The organism is Brucella pituitosa (assembly GCF_965577835.1).
GTDB lineage: Bacteria > Pseudomonadota > Alphaproteobacteria > Rhizobiales > Rhizobiaceae > Brucella > Brucella pituitosa.
Genome location: NZ_OZ264094.1, coordinates 90,681 through 109,928, shown reverse-complemented (window position 1 = coordinate 109,928; position 19,248 = coordinate 90,681). Strand labels below are relative to the sequence as shown.

Below are 19,248 nucleotides of genomic sequence, written 5' to 3'. Positions count from 1 at the left end.
TGCTATTTCTGTGTTTGTGCATTTTTTCAACACCTGCGTGGGTGCAAGTGAATTCTACGTCATCAACATGTTCGGTGCGCGTAGTTGACGTCAAAGCGGCTGCGGCTACTTCTGATGGTGGTAGGGCAGAGGTTTCGCAATGGGAACATGTGACTCTTCCAGATGATTGGAATTGGCGACATTCTCACGAGGCTGATAAAGTCTGGTATCGTATCGACTGGCAACGAAGTTGCACTGCTGACAGCAAAGAGCCCGTGGCCCTGCTTTTGCGATCCGTCGTTATGGCTGGAGAAGTTTACGTCAACGACCACCATCTCTGGAGTGATGAGCAATTAACGGAGCCGCTTTCACGCAGTTGGAACATGCCCCGCTATTGGCTTTTGCAGAACTCTTGGCTGCATGAGGATATAAATACACTCTGGATCAGTGTTGTCGGCATAGAAGGACAGTCCTTAGGGCTTGGCCCCGTCGTCTTTGGTGAGCCCAGACAAATTTATGAGCAATATGAAAATCTGTGGTGGCGTAACCGCACACTATATGTTGCAAACATCATCGTATCGGGCGTTATCGGCATTTTATTCTTTTGCATCTGGATCGTTCGCAGGGATCAGACTGCATACGGATGGTATGCATTTTCGTCCTTATTCTGGGTAGTTTTCATATCAAATATTCTTGTCACGAAACCCTGGCCATTCCCGGACACTCTTACGGCAGCCAAAGTAAACGCAATTGCCTTGTTGTTATGCGTGGCCTGCTTTTGCTTATTTACACTGCGTTTTGGCGAAAGGAGATTTAAGCGCTACGAGCGTATTCTATGGAGCACGACAGCATGCCTGATTATCGCGCTTGTTATCGCGCCGGTTCACGTTATCGGTTATGTTCAGATACTCAGCTTACTGTTGGCAACTGTGGCGTTTCTGGCGAATTGCCTGCAATTTCCTCTCTATGCTCTGCATACGCGCCAGCGTGAACATTTGATGCTCGCTCTTTGCCTGCTGGTTTTATTCGTGACAAGCCTGCATGATTTTCTGCTGATTTTTAAACTCATTCCTGGTGAATTTTCGATCCTGCCTTATGCGAATATAGCGATTACTCTCTGTTTATCAGGGATATTGGGATTGCGTCACGCGCACAATGTCCGACGAATAGAACAGTTCAATGTTGAACTGGCGGACAATGTGGCCAAGGCGCGTGCTGAACTCGCAACTATCCTTGAGCGTGAATATACTCTGGCACTGAGCAATACGAGACTTAGAGACAGGTTGGATATTGCACACGACCTTCACGATGGCATAGGCGGATCACTCGTGCACATGATGGCTTCGGTGGAGCAGGGCCAAGGTCCCGTCAACCGGCCACAGGTCGTCTCCATGCTTAAGTTGATCCGCGACGATCTACGCCAGACCATTGACAGCAATTCCAGCCCCAGCATCAAGGTTCCAGCCACTCCATTGGAATGGATAGCTCCTTTACGACACCGGTTCACGGCACTTTTTGATGAACTTGGCATAAAGTCCGAATGGGTGTTTCCAGGTCAGTGGCTCAATCCTCCCAACACGCTACAATGTTTGGCGCTGACCCGAATTGTTGAGGAAGCATTGACAAATGTCATAAAGCACAGCCGCGCAAGAATAGTGACATTGTCATTGGTCCAGAGTTCTCGTGACACACTCGTACTGCATATCGAAGACAATGGCATTGGCTTCGATGTAGAGGCTGTGCACCAGGCCAATATCAGTATTGGCATGCGCAGCATGTCTACGCGTATGGCGCGCGTCGGGGGAAAGATCGAGCTTACGTCAATACCGGGTCGAACTCTCTTGAGCGCGGTGCTCGCGATTGGATCTTGATGAAAGGGATGCGGGCGACACGATTGGTGCTGTTTCGGCCCGGATTGTGATCTCCATGCTCAATAAGAATACGAATGGTTGCTAAAAGACCATAATTGTTTCACATAAATTGTGGTCTGAATGTTCTGCTTCGAGAAAATGGGGTGCAAGTTGTTACGCAAGAAGTTTGGTTTTCTCTTCCTTTTCCTTGCAATTATTGCGTTGCCCGCAAATGCTTTTGAAGCAGGTTCTCCGCCGGAACTAAAGCCGTTGCCGCAGCAGGTTCAGGCTGCACGTTTGACGGCAGAGTTCCTTTCGCGCTTTCATTATAAGCCAGTTCCCTTGGACGATGCTCTGTCCGTCAAGATCATGAATCGCTATATCGATTCCCTTGATCCTGATCGGCTGATTTTCCTGCAGTCGGATATTGATAGCTTCAAAACCAGCAGCAAAGAAATCGATGACGCCATCAACCAGGAAGACCTGAGCATCCCGTTTGCCATTTTCAATATTTATGGGCAGCGTGTCGTTGACCGCATGACTTATGCACGCAGTCTGCTCAATCAGAAGTTCGACTTCAGTGTCGAGGAAGACTATCCGATTGTTCGCGATAAAGCAGTTTGGCCGCAGTCGGATGCGGAGCGCAATGACTTGTGGCGCAAACGCGTCAAAAACGATTGGCTACGTTTGAAATTGGCTGGCAAAGACGATGCCACAATTCGCGAGACGCTGGGCAAGCGCTATGAGAACACTCTCGCGCGGACGTATAAGTCGAAAGCCGACGACGTTTTTCAGATCTTTATGGCTGCTTATACGACGTCCATCGATCCTCATACCGACTATTTTGGTGCGAATGCTTCGGCAGAATTTGATATTGCTATGAAGCTGTCCCTTGTTGGTATCGGCGCTGTTTTGCAGGAACGCGATGATTACACGACTATCCGCGAACTCGTGGCTGGTGGTCCTGCTCAATCGTCAGGCAAGCTTGCCGTTGGGGATCGTATTGTTGGTGTCGGTCAGGACGAAGACGGGCCGATAAAAGAAGTCGTTGGATTGCGTCTTGATGAAGTTGTGCAACTGATACGCGGCGCCAAAGGGTCGATTGTGCGTCTGGATATCTTGCCAGCGGATGCCGGACCGGATGGTGCACATCACGTCGTTCGTCTGGTTCGCGACAAGATCAGTCTCGAAAAACAAGCGGCCCAAAAGACAGTGCTGTCGGTAAAAGATGGAACGACCACGCGAAAGATAGGCGTAATCACACTACCTGCGTTTTACGAGGATATTGAGGCACGTCGAAAAGGTGACAAGGATTATCGAAGCGCCAGCCGTGATGTCGCTAAACTCGTAACGGAACTGAAGCAGGACAAAGTCGATGGTATTCTCATTGATCTTCGCAACAATGGCGGTGGTTCGTTGACCGAAGCCATCGACCTTACTGGCTTATTTGTCGGCAAGGGTCCTGTGGTTCAGCAACGCAATGCAAAAGGCGAAGTGAAAGTAGAGAATGATGACCTTCCGGCTCCGATCTGGAATGGACCGCTCGGAGTTCTCATAAATCGTGGATCGGCATCAGCTTCCGAGATTTTTGCTGCGGCGGTTCAGGATTATGGGCGGGGTGTCATTATTGGTGAGCCTAGTTTCGGCAAAGGAACAGTGCAGACCGTTATCAATCTTGATGAGGTGGTACAGAATCCAGAACCGAAATTCGGCGAACTGAAGTTGACGGTTGCCCAGTTTTTCCGTGTGAATGGCGGCACAACGCAATTACGCGGTGTAACACCCGATATCAGCCTGCCTGGAACATTTAATATCAAGACCACCGGTGAATCGAGTTTCGATAATGCCCTGCCCTGGAGCGAGGTGAAGGCTGCGAAGTTCAAGTCGTTTGGCGATATGGCAGCTACGATATCGCAGCTGCAAGAACGGCACGATAATCGAGTAAAGAGTGAACCGGAATTTCAACGGTTTGTGGAAGATATTGCAGCCCTAAAGGCACAGCGCGAAAAGACAATCATATCTCTTAACGAAGCCACGCGTCGTGATGAGATCTCGGCAGAAACAAATCGCCTGAAGGCACGTGGTGAGAACAAAGATGAAGTCGCCACGGATCAGGATGATGGCCTACAGTCCAATGAGCGGAGTTTGAGCGCTGAAATTGCCATCGAAAAAGCCCGTACAAGTGCAAAAGATGTTCTGCAAAATGAGGCGGCGGCTATCATTGGCAATTTGGCAGATTTGCAAAAGGAAGCGTCGAAATAGAGCTTTATTGCAAACTCATTCGTCAATGATGATGATGGTAGTAGCATTCTGGCTATAGTCTGAATCGGCGTAACGCACAGGAAATGATGGCTGAGCGCGGCTCCAGCTCCTTCTTGGGTTACGGTTACACCGGCCCAGTGCCTGGAGCCTCGGTGCGACGGCGGCCTGTCTTCCGATGACATGAATTCGTCTCTGTTCAATGGCGCGATGGCCTTCGGCTATGTGCTGAGTGCCGAGGTGGGCCAGCGTGTCGCCATTGATGATCATTGGTCGCTGATGCCACAGGCGCAGTTGATGCGGATGCCTTTCACGACATCTGGGGCAACCGCGTACATATGTAGGACGGGGACAGCCTGACGGTACGCTTCGATCTTGCTGCCGGCTACCGCAATGACTGGACGGGCGAAGATGGCCACATAGTCAACAGTTCGGTCTATGGCATTACTATTGTCTATCAGGAGTTTCTCGGCGGCACGCGGATCAATGTGGCCGGTGTTCCCATCGATGCCGACAACAATAAGACTTGGGCGGACCAAATACACCGTCCATGGTGAGGGCTCCATCAACACATCCCTCAACCGTTTCGCTGACAGCTATGCCCGGTTTTCAATTGGTATCGAACATCCCGGTGATATCATCGCCGATCTCAAACATGCGCTTTCAGTGGGGAGCGCTGTTCCTCAACCTCTGCTCCGCATAAACGAAGGCTGAATTGATCAGAACCGCAAGTGCTGCGACGATGAAGCCACCTTGCAGAACGAATGCCGTATTGCCGGATAGAAGTCCTGCAACGATGACTTCGCCAAGCGTGCTTGCCGCAACAGTCGAGCCAATGGTCGCGGTAGAGAGTGAGATAATCGCTGCGAGGCGTATGCCCGATAAAATCACTGGTAGCGCGAGCGGCAGTTCTACATTGAATAATAATTGCCGGTCGGTCATGCCCATGCCGCGGCCTGCATCGACAACAGATGGTTCAAGCTCGGTGAGGCCGGTCAGCGTGTTCTCAAAAATAGGTAGCAGGCCATAAAGCAGCAGAGCGATGAAAGCCGGAACTGAACCAAAGCCGAAGATTGGCACTGCGATGGCCAGAACGGCAACAGGCGGAAAGGTCTGGCCGATATTGGCGATGGCGCGCGACAGTGGCAGGAATTCGCGTCCGCTTGGCCGGGTGGTCAAAATGCCAAGTGTTACTGCAATGATAGTCGCGGCCAGCGTTGCGATGCCGACCAGTGCCAGATGGTTGATAGTCAGCGCCAAGAGCGAATTCTGCGTGTAGATCGCCGGTGCATTGTTACGGGTGAACGGTGCCAACCAGCTCTGAAACCACTCCGGCCTCAGAATGAAAATACAAAGAATTCCCAGCAGTCCGGCTTTCAGAACTGTGCCCAGTTTCATGCGACCCTCCGGGCATGGTCTTCAATTGCCGTACGGGTGATGCGGCCAACAATCTGGCCGTTGCGGCTCACGGGAAGTGCAGGGCGGCCTGACCACAGGCTGGCACCAAGTGCTTCGCGCAGCGACGTCTCGCTGGATATTGCTTCGCCATCGGCTTGGCCCGGTTCAATGAGACCATCGACTGTTTCAAGTGACAACAGGCGGAATACGCGGTCGCTGCCTCCACCGAGCAGCGCATGGACAAATTCTGTTGCGGGCTGCGTGATAATTTCTTCCGGCGTCGCATATTGCAGTAGCTTACCCTTATCCATTACTGCGATGCGCGAACCAAGCCGGATAGCTTCTTCCATGTCGTGGGTCACGAGAACAATCGTGGTGCCATAATGCTTCTGGATGGCCAGCAGATCTTCCTGCGCTTTATCCCGGATGATTGGGTCAAGCGCGCCGAATGGCTCATCCATCAAAAGGATGGCTGGATTGGATGCCAGCGCGCGTGCGACGCCGATGCGTTGCTGTTGACCACCTGAAAGTTCATGCGGCATACGATCACGATAGATCGCCGGGTCGAGATGAAACAGCGACAACAATTCATCGACACGAGCAGAGATTTTGGCCTTGTCCCATCCGAGCAGAGTAGGGACAGTTGCAATATTTTCGGCGATTGTGCGGTGTGGAAACAGCCCGTGACCCTGAATGGCATAGCCGATACCGCGGCGCAGAATATGAGGTGGCAGTTCGCGATTGTCTTTGCCGTCGATCTTGATCACGCCATGGCTCGGTTCGACAAGACGGTTGATCATGCGCATCAGCGTTGTCTTGCCGGAGCCGGATGTGCCGACGATGACAGCCACGTCACCTGCCTGAATAGTCAGTGAGACGTTGTCGACGGCCGTCTGTGCACCATAGAGACGTGTGATGTTTGAAATCTCGATCATAGGACGGGCTCCTAATTCTGATGGCCGCGGCTGATTTCAATCAGCGCGTCTAGCAAGATGGCAGCGACGAAGGCCATTGCAACGGTTGGCAATGCGCCGAGCAGCACCAGATCGGTGGCTGTCTGGGCGATCCCCTGAAAGACGAACATGCCAAGACCGCCGCCGCCGACGAGACCGGCAATCACCGCAAGGCCGATATTCTGTACCAAAACCACGCGGACACCGGTAAGGACCACGGGGAAAGCCAGTGGCAATTCCACCGAGAACAGGCGTTGGCGGCGCGTCATACCCACACCACGGGCCGCGTCCACAATGGAAGGCGACACATTATCGAGACCGGTAACGGTTGCCGAAACGATGGGAAGAAGTGCATAGGCAACAAGCGCGATGAATGCGGGTGCCGGACCGATACCGGCAATACCGAGAGCGCTTGCGCCCGGCAGGTTCGCGCCAACCCACGCAAGCGGGGCGATCAGCACACCAAATAGCGCCATGGATGGGATAGTTTGGATCACATTGAAAAAAGACAGAACCGCATCACGGATGCGCTTAACGCGATGGATTAGGATGCCGATGGGTGTGGCAATGATGAAGGCGGCAATCAGTGAGCCGATCGCCAGAAAAGCATGAGTGCTTAGTGCGTTCTTGAATGCGCTACGGCGGGAAGCATACTCCTTGAGAATAGAAACATCGTTCCAGACACCGCTATAGAGAAACACACCGAGCAACAGAACGAAGATGCCAAGTGCTGCCAACCGTGACAGGGGCTTGAGGCGTAGCCGCACAAGCGTGTCACCAATGGCAAGTGCCAGAGCAAAGACCATCAGCCACAAGCTGCCGCCAGGCGAAACACGTGCGTAATTATTGCCAGCTGGCGTAAGATAGGTTGCGCTCCAGCCAATGGAGATGGCCAGCATGATGAGGGTGATAACCAGAATTCCAAGCCGGACACCAGACTTCGAACGTAGCGCCATGAAGAGTGCTGTGCCAAGCGCCAGCGCTATTAGAACAAGCGCCTGCAACAAAGGCAATGCGTTCCAGATATAGACTGGTGCAGTTGCCGCAACACGATTGGGGCGCACGAGGGCAAAAGGCTGGATGACCATCGCGAGAATGATGATGAGCGCAATAACCAGCCCCAGTCTGTCGAAGGCAAAACGTGATGGAGAGGCGGCGGCACGGTCTGCGGTTATTTGCATGGTAAGTCCTGTTCGCCGGGAGTTCTGCTGGCTTTAACGACAATTGTGTGAAGCGCTCTCTCTAAAGCAAACCATCAGGAAATGAATCCCTGCCGGAGCGATGAACGTCCGGCAGGGGAAGGGATTACTTGATGAAGCCTTTAGAGGTCAGGTACTCGTGAGCAACATCAGCTGCAGGCTCGCCGCCGACCTGAACGCGACCGTTGAGTTCCTGAAGGCTTTCGAGAGTGAAGGACTCAAATACCGGCTTTAGCAGTTCGGCAATTTGTGGGTTTTCCTTCAGCACTGCTTCGCGAATAATCGGGGTCGGCAGATAAACCGGCTGCACACCCTTGTCGTCTTCCAGCACCACAAGATTCGCAGGTCCGATGCCGCCATCGGTGCCATAGACCATGGCCGCATTGGCGCCCGAGGTCTGCTGTGCAGCAGCAGCGATTGTCGCTGCCGTGTCACCACCAGAAAGCGTGATCAGCTGATCGGGCTTGAGGGTGAAACTATACGCTGTCTGGAAAGCGGGCAAGGCTGTTGCCGAGCTTACAAATTCTGACGATGCTGCAAGCTTTACCTCACCGCCATCGCTCACATATTTGCCGAAATCAGTCAGAGACTTCAGATTGTTCTTTTCTGCTACATCGCGGCGCACAGCAATTGCCCATGTATTGTTGGCATTGGCGGGCGTCAGCCAGACAATCTTGTTGGCATCGTAATCGAGTTTCTTGGCTTCTTCATATCCTGCTTCGGCCTTGTTCCATACAGGCAGATCGCCCTTGTTGAAGAAGAAAGCGGCATTGCCGGTATATTCAGGATAGATATCAATCTGGCCTTGCGTAATGGCTTCGCGCACGATCGGCGTCGCACCAAGCTGGATCTTATCGACAACAGGAATGTTGTTGGCCTTAAGAACCTGCGAAATAATATTTCCCAACACGCCGCCTTCCGTGTCGATTTTGGAGCCGACAACAACGTCGGCAGCCAAGGCAGAGCTGGCAGCAGTTATCATGCCGGCCAATATGCCGACCATCCTCAGCGATGTCTTCATAGTTATGTTCTCCCTCACAGTCAGACGCTGTTTGAGTTTCAGGCTAATTTAAAACACCGGAAAGGGATATATCCCAGATTCCGAACGAAGGATGCCTCAGCAAGCGCTGCCATCCCGGTAACGTTTTATAAGCGTCGAAAACCAGTCCTCGCGAGAAATAAAATTCTACTAATCGTCCTCTGTTAGCAGTGACACCATCTCATTTAACATCGTTGGTGTGAAAGTGTTCCGTCGCCAGACAAATGAAAGTATCTGCCGGTGTTCTTGTCCAAGCGGATATTGCGTAATCGGAAATGGGAGACGTGCAACGACGGGTTCAGGCAATATCGAAAGGTAGCCATGACGAGTGACCAGATTGATGATCACGGGAATTGAGTCCATTTCTATTAAGCGCAGTTTGGACGACCCTACTTGGCCAAGTACGCTTTCCAAATAAAGCATTGCGTGTTGTCGGATACCGCTCTTGGCGCTGGGGAGTGCCAGACGATGCTTCTGTAAAAATGCAGCCATATCGCCATTGAGCTCTGCCATGACCTGATGATCGCCAATCAGTGCGAGCGGCGCATCGGATACGATGCGGCCATCAAAATCTTTGGAAAAGTCGTCATGGTCTATGAGAATTGCATCATAGCGGCGGCTTTTAAGGCCGGAGATCAGCTCTTCAGCGGTGTTGGCCGAGATTGACAGAGGTTGACGCGGATAGAGTTTTTCCCATCCGGCAGTCAGATTGGCGAGTATCTGGGCAATATTGCTTTCATGGCCAAGTGGCATAACGGAACCGACCCGGCATGTCGCAAGATTGTACCGGAAGCGATCGGAGGATGCATGAGACAATTCCTCCCAATTGCTTATAATTCCCTCAACAAGAGTGAGCATTTTCTCTCCGGTCTCAGTGCAGTTGACGCCAGACCGCGTTCGTTCAAACAAACAGCAGCTAAGGTTGCGCTCCAGTTCGGACAGCTGACGGGTCAACTGTGGCTGCCCCATACCGAGGCTTTTTGCTGCGGCACGGATGCTGCCCGCTTGGGCTGCAGCAGAAAAGCGAGTGAGAGCGGTGAGAGAAATGGCTGCGCGACTATTGGTAACGCCGCCGATTGATTGCAATTGACGACCAAGCTGGGCTGTTTCGTCAAACAGTCTGCGGCGCTTTTGTGCTTCCAGAGTGAGACTCAGGACTGCCCCCTCCCGCCGCATGAGCGGTACCGCAAGTGCGTTTTCCATTCGCTCCAGTGCTGCGCTGACTGTGGATGGAGCACGGTCTTCCTGGCGTGCTGTTTCGCGAATGGAGCAAGTTGCAAGCAGTGAATTGATGATCAGGATGGTGGCAATATCCATTAATATACCCCGATTCACTTTTTATAGCCGCACGGCACGCGATGTGCCTGCTGAACAATAGGCCTCAACTTGTCGATGGCCTATCGCATAGATTCATATTGCTTGCATCAAGACTTATGCAGGTCTTTATATTTAGCGAATGCCAATCCCGCGAGATTAGCAGTGTGTTGTGAATGAAGTCGCGACCTGAATGTATCCCTCCCGGCGTTCGCGGCTCCTACTAAATTAAAATTCCCACATCGCGCGTTCGCAATATGGGATATCCCTTATGCTCTCTGTGTCAGATAAGCTCATCCTGACAGCCCAGTCTTAAAGGTATCGAAAACAGTGCAGATCGTATTGAACGGGCAGCCAATTGGCTTTGCCGATATGATGAAGATCGGGAATGGAGAAGTGGAAGTCGCAGCTTCTGCGGAGGGCATGGAGCGCGTGAGAGCATCCCGCACCGTGCTGGAAGAGGCGATCCGCAATGGCGTTCCCGTTTATGGCACTACAACCGGGGTCGGTGCGATGAAGGATGTTGCCTGGTCCAGTGAAGAGCTTGATGAGTTCAATATGGGGCTGGTGCGCGCACATCATTTTGGTACCGGTGCTGCTTTCCCACCGTCAGTCGTGCGCAAGGCCATTGCCATTCGCATCAATACAATCCTCACGGGGCAGGTCGGTTGCACAACGGGACTGGTTGATGCCTATCTAGATTTGTTACGGGCAGATGTTATCCCTGTTGTGCGCCGTACAGGCTCGATCGGCTGTGCTGATATCGGCCTCATGGGGCAGATCGGGGCTGTTCTGACGGGTGTCGGTGAGGCAATCTATCATGGTGAGCGTATGCCAGCCCACGAGGCGTTGGCCGCCGCCGGCCTTAAAGCTCATCGCATGGCACCGCGTGATGCATTAGCCTCGCTTTCGGCGAATGCGGTAAGCTTTGCCGCCGCCGCGCGTGCCCTTCGTGATGCGGCTTCGGTCATTCGGGTTATGCTGGCGACAAGCCTCACAGCTTCTGGTGCGCTCGGTGCATCGCCGGACCCCTGGCTTGCAGCCTGTCATGTTGGTACGCCGCGTGAAGCACTGGTCGGAAAATGGTACTGCGACGCGGCAGCTTCATGGCAATGGCCGGTATCAACCCACGTGCAGGACCCGTTGAGCCTTCGCATGGTTGCGCAAGTTTTTGGCGCAATAATCGAGAGCCTGCTTGGTGCGGGTTACAAGATTCTGCAGGCGACGGGCCGCTCTGACGACAATCCGGTGGTGGTTGACGGTCGTGTTGTAACGTCTGGCGGTTCACTGCCACTCGACGTAACGGTTTTGCTTGAATCGGTTTCCATTTGCATGGCTCATGCTGCGCGCAATGCTTTCAATCGCTGCGTTCTGTTTGGTAATGGTCATCGCCGGGGTTTGCCACTCAATCTTGTACCAGAGGGTAGAATCGCAACCGGCTTTGGCCCGATCATCAAGCTTGCCGGCGAAATCTTCTCGCGGGTTCTGTCGCTCAGCCATCCCGTATCCGCCCAGTCATTGGTTGTGGCAGGTGGGATGGAAGACGAAGCCGCTTTTCTGCCGTTGGTGATCGAGCGTTTTGAACGTCAGGTCGAAGCGCTGAAACGTCTGGCAGCTTTGGAAGCACTTCTAGCCGCGCAAGCCATTGATATTGTCGGTGATGAACCCAAAGGCGTGGCAGGTCTGATCTATGAGCAGGTACGCAAATGCTCACCGTTCTATGGCAAGGACCGACCGCTTTCTGCTGAGGTGGAATGCATCGAAGAACTGATTTGCTCGGACGCGATTGTGGCACAAATCATCAACCGCGCACCAATCAACAGCTTCGACGGCTTCTTTGCACTGGGTACTGCACCCGAAGGCACGCCCGAAGCGACACGCGCGAAAGTTGTTGCTGCGGTCATTTCATTTGAGGAGGATTGATATGGCCGATTTCGATCTGGTTTTACAGGGAACCGTTGTGTTGGCTGATCGCGTGGTGAAGCGCGGTTACGTGGCGGTGCGCGATGGCAGGATTATCCAGCTTGGCACCGGAACACCGCCGGAAGCCAAAGAGCGTCACCTGTTGGGTGAAGCGCTGATTATGCCGGGCGCAATCGACGCGCAGGTGCATTCGCTGTCGCAGAAAAACCAGGAAGACTTCATCTGGTCGACGCGTACGGCGGCGGCTGGCGGCGTTACCACTATTGTAGATATGCCTTATGATGAAGGTGACTTGATCTGCTCCGCAGCGGCGGTGGAACGCAAGATCGCGCATGCGGGTAAGCAGGCTTTCGTCGATTTCGCGCTTTATGGGACGATTGATCCACTCGAAGGTGCCAAGCGCATTGCCGAACAGGCGGAGGCAGGCGTGGCAGCGTTCAAGTTCTCTACTTTCGGCACCGATCCAAAGCGCTTCCCGCGTATCAATCCGCCGCTTCTGGCTGATTGCTTTGCGGAAGTGGCCAAAACCGGTCTGACTGCTGGTGTGCATAATGAGAATGATGAATATGTGCAGTCGGCAATGAAAAAGGTCAAAGAAGCAGGCATTACCGATTATCGTGCGCACGGATTGTCGCGTCCACCGCTGACCGAACTTCTTGCCATGACCGAGATTTATGAAATTGGCGCGGCAACCGGTTGTCCGGCGCATGTGGTGCATTGCTCGCTGGGTCGTGGTTACGAGATTGCCGCATCTTATCGCGCGCAGGGTTATCAGGCGACGGTCGAGTGTCTCATTCACTATCTGATGCTGGATGAAGAAAATGACGCAAAGCGTCTTGGCGGGCGCTCTAAATGTAACCCGCCATTGCGTCCACGTGCCGAAGTGGAAAAGCTGTGGCGTGAACTGGCCAATGGCAATGTCACGCTGCTCTCCACCGATCATGTGAGCTGGTCACTTGACCGGAAAACTAATCCGGACATGCTTGCCAATGCATCTGGTTTACCGGGGCTGGAAACGCTTATTCCGCTGTTTGTGAAAGGTGCGATGGAGCGCGGTGTGTCGCTTTCATGGGGTGCAAAGCTGATGGCAGAGAACCCTGCGAAGCATTTCCGCCTTGATCATATCAAGGGCGCACTGACGCCGGATCGCGATGCTGATATCACGATCCTGACACCTGAAACATATATCTATGATGCGGCCTCGACAGGGAATAATGTTGCTGGCTGGTCACCTTTCGACGGGATAGAGCTGCCGTACAAAGTGGCGGCAACCTATGTGCGGGGTCAAAAGGTCTTCGATGGTAAGAATGTCATTGCAACCGCAGGCTCAGGCCAGTTCATTCGCCCACCGCTGGGTCATATCATTGCTGGACACGCATAATGAGCGCCAATCTGCCGGTTCAGGCTATGCGTATCGCGGAAGACATCGACGCGTTGGCTGCAATTACCGAGCCGGGTCGTCCGTGGACAAGGCGCGTGTTCTCACCGCTTTATCTGGAAGGTCGTGCATATCTGGAAAAGCGTATGCGGGCGGCTGGTCTTGAAACCCGCATCGATGCGGCAGGCAATCTGATCGGCCTGCGTAAAGGCAAGGGAGCCGGTAAGGGCGTTATTATGCTCGGTTCCCATTCTGATACCGTGCCGGAAGGCGGGCGCTTTGACGGCATTGCCGGGATTGTTGCAGCGCTCGAAGTGGCGCGTGCGTTGAGCAATCACGGCGTTGAGCTTGATCACGATCTTGAAGTCGTTGATTTTCTGGCAGAAGAAGTGAGCCCGTTTGGCGTTTCCTGTATTGGCAGTCGCGGCATGACCGGACAATTGCCGAAGGAATGGCTGGAACGTGTCAGTGACGGGCGCACGCTCTATGCTGCATTTGGCGAAGTCGGCGGCGATGCAGAAAGGGTTCTAAGCCAGGGCCGCTCCGATCTTGCCACCTTTCTGGAACTGCATATCGAGCAGGGGCCGGTGCTTGAAACCGAGCATGTAGATATTGGCATTGTTACGGCAATTGCCGGTATCAGCCGGTTTGAAATTATCATCGAAGGTCGCGCCGATCATGCAGGTACCACACCGATGGGACAGCGGTCGGATGCATTGGTCGCGGCCTCAAAGCTGGTACTGGAGATTAACGAAAAGGCTTTTGAACTGTCGGCAACGCCGGGACACTTCACGGCGACCGTCGGTGAATTCCGCATCGAGCCGAACGCTGCCAATGTGGTGCCGTCACTGGCGCGCCTCCTGATCGATGCACGGGCAGAATTTCGCGATGATATGCTGAGCTTTGCCGCGTGGCTTGATCAGGCTTGTGTCAAGCGTGCTGAGACCGATGGTGTTGTGATCGCAGGCGTTAATCGCGTGTCAGATAACAATCCGGCTCCAAGTGATGCGACTGTTCTGACACATCTCGAACTGGCTTGTGAGAAGGTCGGTGCAACGCATCGGCGTCTCGCATCCGGTGCGGGTCATGACGCGGCATGGCTTTCAAAAGTCACGCCAACGGCAATGATCTTTGTGCCAAGCAAAGGCGGGCGTAGTCACACACCAGAAGAATGGACAGAAAACAACGAAATCACCTTGGGTGCTGCCGTGCTTTATGAAGCGGTACTTTCCCTCGACAAAGCGCTGACAACACAGAGTTAGAACGCAGGAGAAGCTGAATGGGACGCATACTCGTTGAGAAAGACGTTGAAGCCGCAGTCAAGGGCGGTTCCGTTTACGCGGCTGGCGGCGGTGGCTGGGCCGATCATGGCCGTATGCTGGGTTATGCGGCGGTGAGTATCGGGAAGCCTGAACTGGTTTCCATTGATGAGCTTGATGACAATGACTGGATTGCTACAGCTGCTGCCATTGGCGCACCGGCTTCGACCACTCCATGGGAAATGCAGGGCGTCGATTACGTCAAGGCCGTTGATCTGTTGCAAAAGGAACTGGGCGAGCCGCTCAAAGGTCTGATCATCGGGCAGAACGGCAAGTCTTCGACGCTCAATGGATGGTTGCCATCAGCCATTCTAGGCACCAAGGTTGTTGATGCGGTGGGCGATATCCGTGCGCATCCGACCGGTGACATGGGCTCAATTGGCATGGCCGGTTCGCCGGAACAGATGATCCAGACGGCGGTTGGTGGCAATCGCTCGGAAAATCGCTACATCGAGTTGGTGGTGAAGGGTGCTACCGCGAAAGTTTCGCCAATCCTGCGTGCAGCGTCCGACCAGTCGGGTGGTTTCATTGCGTCTTGCCGCAATCCGCTGCGCGCTTCATATGTGCGCACCCATGCGGCTCTTGGCGGTATTTCCATGGCATTGAGTCTTGGCGAAGCAATTGTCGCTGCCGAAGCCAGGGGTGGTCACGCTGTCATCGATGCTATTTGTAAAAATACCGGCGGTCATATTCTGGCCGAAGGCGTGATCACGGAAAAGAACGTGGTCTATACCAGGGAAGCCTTTGATATTGGCACTGTTAAAGTCGGCACAGGTGATAAGGCCGTGCTGCTGCATGTCATGAATGAATATATGGCAGTGGATGACAAGGACGGCCAGCGTGTCGCAACTTTCCCATCGGTCATCACCACGCTTTCGGAAGAAGGCCATCCCTTAAGCGTTGGCGAATTGTGCGAGGGCATGAAGATTTTCATCCTGCATGTGCCGATGAACATTATCCCGCTTTCAGCCAGCGTGTTGGATGCAACTGTCTATCCGTCGGTTGAAAAAGCGATGGGCATTGAAATTGCGAAATATGTTCAGGGAGTGAAGTAACCATGCCAAAGGCAAATCCACGTCATCCGAACTTTCCCATCCCGGGTGGTCCGGAGCTTCGTGCCAAGGGCTGGCGGCAGGAAGCGTTGCTGCGCTTGCTTGAAAACGTACTCTCGGTTGGTGAAGATCCGGAAAACCTGATCGTTTATGCGGCGCTCGGCAAGGCTGCACGTAACTGGCCTGCGCATCGCGCCATCGTGAAGACCCTTCTGGAAATGGATGAAAATCAGACATTGCTCATCCAGTCTGGCAAGCCTGTGGGTTTGATGAAAACCCATGCCAAAGCGCCGCTTGTCATTATGGCGAATTGCAATATTGTCGGGCAGTGGGCGAAGGCTGAATATTTCTACGAGCTACAGCGCAAGGGCCTGATCTGCTGGGGCGGTCTGACGGCTGGCGCGTGGCAATATATCGGAAGTCAGGGTGTTATTCAGGGCACTTATGAAATCTTCATGCGCATTGCGCAGAAGCGTTTCGACGGTGATCTGGCCGGACGGTTCATTCTGACTGCTGGTCTCGGTGGCATGGGTGGTGCGCAGCCGCTTGCCGGTCGTATGGCAGGGGCTGCAATCCTCTGTGTGGATATTGATCCTGAGCGTGCCCGCATGCGCAAGGAAATAGGCTATTTGCAGGAAATCGCCCCTGATCTCGATGCGGCGCTCGCCATGATCGATCAGGCGGTGAAGGAACGGCGGGCTCTGTCGGTTGGCCTTGTTGGCAATGCCGCTGAAATTTATCCGGAAATTGCGCGTCGTGGCATTGTGCCGGATATCGTCACAGATCAGACTTCAGCGCATGATCTCGTTTATGGCTATGTACCAAAGGGTATGAGCCTTGGTCACGTCAGGGAACTGCGCGAAGACGGTCAGGGCCAGCTGATGGCCGCAAGCCGCGCTTCGATTGTTGAGCATGTGCGAGCAATGCTGAGCTTTCAGAAAAATGGTTCTGAAGTGTTTGACAACGGCAACCTGATCCGCACGCAAGCCAAGGAAGGCGGCGTCGAAAACGCGTTCGACATTCCGATTTTCACGGAAGCTTATTTACGTCCACTCTTTGCCCGCGCTATTGGTCCGTTCCGCTGGATGGCAACGTCCGGTGAAGAAAGCGACATCGCCAAGATTGATGATGTGTTGCTGGAAATGTTTGCAGACAACCAGATCGTCACCAACTGGATCAAGCTTGCCCGCGAGCATATCCCGTTTGAAGGCTTGCCAGCACGTATCGCATGGCTTGGTCATGGTGAACGCACGGCGTTGGCGCTACGCGTCAATGATATGGTGGCGTCTGGTGAACTCAAAGGCCCTGTAGCCTTCTCGCGTGACCACCTTGATGCCGGGGCTATGGCGCATCCAAATATCATGACTGAGGGCATGAAAGATGGTTCAGATGCTATCGCGGACTGGCCGTTGATCGATGCGATGATGCTCTGCGCATCGATGGCCGATCTGGTGGTGGTGCATTCCGGTGGTGGCGGTTACGCCGGTTACATGACCAGTGCGGGTGTAACCGTGGTGGCCGATGGTACTCCTGAAGGTGCGGAGCGTCTCGAACATTCGCTGACCAATGATACCGCGCTTGGCGTTATTCGTTATGCAGATGCAGGATACGAAGAATCCATTGACGAAATTGCCAGGAAAAACGTGCCCTATATTTCGCTGATCTAAGTTATCTGCTTGTCCGGAAACGTGGGAAAATCTCCATTGTGAGATAATCTTCATTGAAACTGGAAATATGCACCAGAGCAGCACGGTTGAGAAATTCAACCGTGTTGTTTCGAAAGGTCAGCAAATCATCGCTGCGCAATTCACGCAGCATTCGATTAATATGTATCGGCGTAAGTCCAAGAGCATCACCAAGTTCGGATTGTGTGAGGGGACAGAAAAAACGCTCCTCATTTCCTGTTCCGTTCAGTCTTGCTCGATGGCCCAGTTCCAACAGCAGGTGGGCCACGCGAACAAGAGCGCTACGCCGTCCTATACTGATAATATGTTCCACAAGGATTGCGCGTTGCCGGGCCATCAGTTCCATGAAGGTCATGGCGAGGCGCGGGGATTTCGCAAGACATTCAGTGAGATGGTCGAGAGAAAGCTCAAAGACTGCGAGTTCAGTGACTGAGATCAAAGTATAGTAGTTAAATCCGATTCCGGTTCTAAAGCCGAGAAAGTCGCCTTTCATCGGAAAGTCGAGGATCTGGCGGTCACCGTCTGCCAGGTCACGATAGATGCATCCCCAGCCACCTCTGATGATATGGAGAGAGTTGGCCCAGTCGCCCTGACTGCTGACAACCGTATGCGGCGCGTACGTTTTCATGGACACTGGAAGTGCGCTGAGGATGCCAAAATCGCTCTCCTCAAAAACTGCACCAATTGGCGGGCTTTCGAGGAAATGGCGAAATGTTTTTGCGTCGTCAGTCATGACCGCCATTGGCACATATCCGCAGAAATGATGGTTTGCCTGATTCTCGCGCCTTCCGATTTCTTAAGGAGCGGGCGATCTACTAAGTGTCGGGGAGCACATTTGTTTTGGCAAGGTAGTAATCTCTACCACTAATTGCGTAGATATCTGAGCTTTTACTAAACCATATTTCCCGCAAGTGCTTAATCTAGGTTAATGACACTGTGATAAAATTCGGGCAATCTTCTAATCAATAAAAGCAAAAATAAGAATTGATTACGGGGTTAGAAATATATCTCACTGAAATCAAAAAACAGGCGGCCGTTGCGCTTCAGTCATCGTGACATGAATACGAAAGAGCTGTGCGCATAATTCGGATTTGAGGGCGAAAAGATGAACGTTTCTCCGCATTTCAATGGCGTGAACAGTGAATTAAGAAATAGTAGTCAGGTTGTATCTAAAGATGCATCAGTTAAGTCGGAAGATTCTTTCGACAGTTTACTGCCATTACTTGTAATAATCGACAACCGTGCGTTGGATCGCGAATGTTTGGCGCATGGGCTAACCAACCACAGTATCGAAATGTCGATCGCGACATTCAGTTCCTTCGAACAGTGGCAGCATCAGCGTCGTGGGCGTACTGTGAGCGCCGTACTGTTCAATATTGGTGGTCAGAAAGTTTCGGATCCTGCCGTAGGCAATTATCTGAATCGTATCGTCAACGACTGTGCACCGGCGCCGGTCATCATTTTGGCGGACAAGGAGGAAATCTCCCAGGTTCTCAAGGCACTCGATCATGGTGTACGGGGCTATATTCCTACATCCGTCAATGTGAATGTATGTGTAGAGGCTTTACGGCTGGCAATGGCTGGTGGAACCTTTGTTCCTGCAAGTAGCGTACTTGCTCTTCGACACGCGACAGATCCGAATTCGCATCGACTTCAGCCATTGGGGGGCATGTTTACCCAGCGCCAGGCAGAGGTTGTCAATGCTTTGCGTCGTGGCAAGGCAAACAAGATCATCGCCTATGAACTCAAACTTCGGGAAAGCACTGTTAAGGTTCATATTCGCAACATCATGAAGAAACTGAAGGCGTCTAATCGCACAGAAGTTGCCTGCATTATCAACGAGCTGTTTCCGTCGGAAACATCCTTTTCCGACATCCATTAACCACTCACGGGTTCGGTA

Annotated in this window: 15 protein-coding genes; 8 read left to right on the top strand and 7 right to left on the bottom strand. The window is 52.9% G+C overall.

Translation table 11 applies throughout. The features are described from left to right. The first annotated feature begins 149 nt into the window (after window positions 1-149). Together ACSME1_RS19720 and ACSME1_RS19715 are read left to right on the top strand one after the other, a co-directional pair. The gene (locus ACSME1_RS19720) at window positions 150-1,850 is read left to right on the top strand and encodes a 7TM diverse intracellular signaling domain-containing protein (RefSeq protein WP_435655675.1); all 1,701 of its coding nucleotides are present in this window, start codon (window positions 150-152) and stop codon (window positions 1,848-1,850) included. 138 nt (window positions 1,851-1,988) lie between these two features. Further along, window positions 1,989-4,091, top strand: coding sequence for a carboxy terminal-processing peptidase (locus tag ACSME1_RS19715; protein WP_435655674.1), 2,103 nt, complete (start codon window positions 1,989-1,991; stop codon window positions 4,089-4,091). 263 nt (window positions 4,092-4,354) lie between these two features. Here the strand turns inward: ACSME1_RS19715 and ACSME1_RS19710 are convergent, their stop codons facing one another. From ACSME1_RS19710 to ACSME1_RS19685, 6 genes are all read right to left on the bottom strand, one after another. Then, window positions 4,355-4,654, bottom strand: a complete 300-nt coding sequence (locus tag ACSME1_RS19710) for a hypothetical protein (protein WP_435655673.1) — start codon at window positions 4,652-4,654, stop codon at window positions 4,355-4,357. A gap of 97 nt (window positions 4,655-4,751) precedes the next feature. Beyond that, complete coding sequence (locus ACSME1_RS19705; protein ID WP_207489574.1) at window positions 4,752-5,486, bottom strand: ABC transporter permease; 735 nt, start codon at window positions 5,484-5,486, stop codon at window positions 4,752-4,754. After that, on the bottom strand, window positions 5,483-6,421 hold the full coding sequence (locus tag ACSME1_RS19700; RefSeq protein WP_207489573.1) for an ABC transporter ATP-binding protein: 939 nt from the start codon (window positions 6,419-6,421) through the stop codon (window positions 5,483-5,485). The genes ACSME1_RS19705 and ACSME1_RS19700 overlap by 4 nt, the downstream gene beginning before the upstream one ends. Window positions 6,422-6,432: 11 nt before the next feature. Next, window positions 6,433-7,620, bottom strand: coding sequence for an ABC transporter permease (locus tag ACSME1_RS19695; protein ID WP_435655672.1), 1,188 nt, complete (start codon window positions 7,618-7,620; stop codon window positions 6,433-6,435). Between the two features lie 124 nt (window positions 7,621-7,744). Further along, a complete protein-coding gene (gene osmF, locus ACSME1_RS19690; RefSeq protein WP_435655671.1) occupies window positions 7,745-8,659 on the bottom strand; it encodes a glycine betaine ABC transporter substrate-binding protein OsmF in 915 nt (304 codons plus the stop codon). A gap of 168 nt (window positions 8,660-8,827) precedes the next feature. Continuing rightward, window positions 8,828-9,994 carry a LysR family transcriptional regulator gene (locus ACSME1_RS19685; protein WP_435655670.1) on the bottom strand — a complete coding sequence of 389 codons (1,167 nt, stop codon included), beginning with the start codon at window positions 9,992-9,994 and terminating at the stop codon, window positions 8,828-8,830. Window positions 9,995-10,363: 369 nt separating this feature from the next. Here ACSME1_RS19685 and ACSME1_RS19680 point away from each other — a divergent pair, with 369 nt between their 5' ends. The 5 genes from ACSME1_RS19680 to ACSME1_RS19660 are packed head-to-tail and all read left to right on the top strand — an operon-like array spanning window position 10,364 to window position 17,330. Then, window positions 10,364-11,914 (top strand): aromatic amino acid lyase, encoded by a 1,551-nt coding sequence (locus tag ACSME1_RS19680; RefSeq protein ID WP_105707249.1) that lies wholly within the window; start codon window positions 10,364-10,366, stop codon window positions 11,912-11,914. Between the two features lies 1 nt (window position 11,915). Next, window positions 11,916-13,295 (top strand): dihydroorotase, encoded by a 1,380-nt coding sequence (locus tag ACSME1_RS19675; RefSeq protein WP_435655669.1) that lies wholly within the window; start codon window positions 11,916-11,918, stop codon window positions 13,293-13,295. After that, entirely contained in the window at window positions 13,295-14,554 is a 1,260-nt protein-coding gene (locus ACSME1_RS19670) for a Zn-dependent hydrolase (RefSeq protein ID WP_435655668.1), read from the top strand. Before ACSME1_RS19675 ends, ACSME1_RS19670 begins: the two co-directional genes overlap by 1 nt. A 17-nt stretch (window positions 14,555-14,571) precedes the next feature. Further along, entirely contained in the window at window positions 14,572-15,666 is a 1,095-nt protein-coding gene (locus tag ACSME1_RS19665; protein ID WP_435655667.1) for a DUF917 domain-containing protein, read from the top strand. A 2-nt stretch (window positions 15,667-15,668) separates the two neighbouring features. After that, window positions 15,669-17,330: a urocanate hydratase gene (locus ACSME1_RS19660; protein ID WP_435655666.1), complete on the top strand. Its 1,662-nt coding sequence runs from the start codon at window positions 15,669-15,671 to the stop codon at window positions 17,328-17,330. Window position 17,331: 1 nt separating this feature from the next. Here ACSME1_RS19660 and ACSME1_RS19655 read toward each other — a convergent pair whose 3' ends face one another. After that, the gene (locus ACSME1_RS19655) at window positions 17,332-18,090 is read right to left on the bottom strand and encodes a Crp/Fnr family transcriptional regulator (protein WP_100557779.1); all 759 of its coding nucleotides are present in this window, start codon (window positions 18,088-18,090) and stop codon (window positions 17,332-17,334) included. Window positions 18,091-18,453: 363 nt separating this feature from the next. On the opposite strand from ACSME1_RS19655, the gene ACSME1_RS19650 reads away from it, so the two are divergent. Beyond that, window positions 18,454-19,230 (top strand): response regulator transcription factor, encoded by a 777-nt coding sequence (locus ACSME1_RS19650; protein ID WP_100557780.1) that lies wholly within the window; start codon window positions 18,454-18,456, stop codon window positions 19,228-19,230. Window positions 19,231-19,248 lie beyond the last annotated feature (18 nt).

Bases quoted from the DNA above. Each gene is read 5' to 3' on its own strand.
- ACSME1_RS19715 (WP_435655674.1), top strand. From the start codon at position 1,989: ATGGGGTGCAAGTTGTTACGCAAGAAGTTTGGTTTTCTCTTCCTTTTC.
- ACSME1_RS19710 (WP_435655673.1), bottom strand. From the start codon at position 4,654: ATGGAGCCCTCACCATGGACGGTGTATTTGGTCCGCCCAAGTCTTATT.
- ACSME1_RS19705 (WP_207489574.1), bottom strand. From the start codon at position 5,486: ATGAAACTGGGCACAGTTCTGAAAGCCGGACTGCTGGGAATTCTTTGT.
- ACSME1_RS19700 (WP_207489573.1), bottom strand. From the start codon at position 6,421: ATGATCGAGATTTCAAACATCACACGTCTCTATGGTGCACAGACGGCC.
- ACSME1_RS19695 (WP_435655672.1), bottom strand. From the start codon at position 7,620: ATGCAAATAACCGCAGACCGTGCCGCCGCCTCTCCATCACGTTTTGCC.
- osmF (WP_435655671.1), bottom strand. From the start codon at position 8,659: ATGAAGACATCGCTGAGGATGGTCGGCATATTGGCCGGCATGATAACT.
- ACSME1_RS19685 (WP_435655670.1), bottom strand. From the start codon at position 9,994: ATGGATATTGCCACCATCCTGATCATCAATTCACTGCTTGCAACTTGC.
- ACSME1_RS19680 (WP_105707249.1), top strand. From the start codon at position 10,364: ATGATGAAGATCGGGAATGGAGAAGTGGAAGTCGCAGCTTCTGCGGAG.
- ACSME1_RS19675 (WP_435655669.1), top strand. From the start codon at position 11,916: ATGGCCGATTTCGATCTGGTTTTACAGGGAACCGTTGTGTTGGCTGAT.
- ACSME1_RS19670 (WP_435655668.1), top strand. From the start codon at position 13,295: ATGAGCGCCAATCTGCCGGTTCAGGCTATGCGTATCGCGGAAGACATC.
- ACSME1_RS19665 (WP_435655667.1), top strand. From the start codon at position 14,572: ATGGGACGCATACTCGTTGAGAAAGACGTTGAAGCCGCAGTCAAGGGC.
- ACSME1_RS19660 (WP_435655666.1), top strand. From the start codon at position 15,669: ATGCCAAAGGCAAATCCACGTCATCCGAACTTTCCCATCCCGGGTGGT.
- ACSME1_RS19655 (WP_100557779.1), bottom strand. From the start codon at position 18,090: ATGGCGGTCATGACTGACGACGCAAAAACATTTCGCCATTTCCTCGAA.
- ACSME1_RS19650 (WP_100557780.1), top strand. From the start codon at position 18,454: ATGAACGTTTCTCCGCATTTCAATGGCGTGAACAGTGAATTAAGAAAT.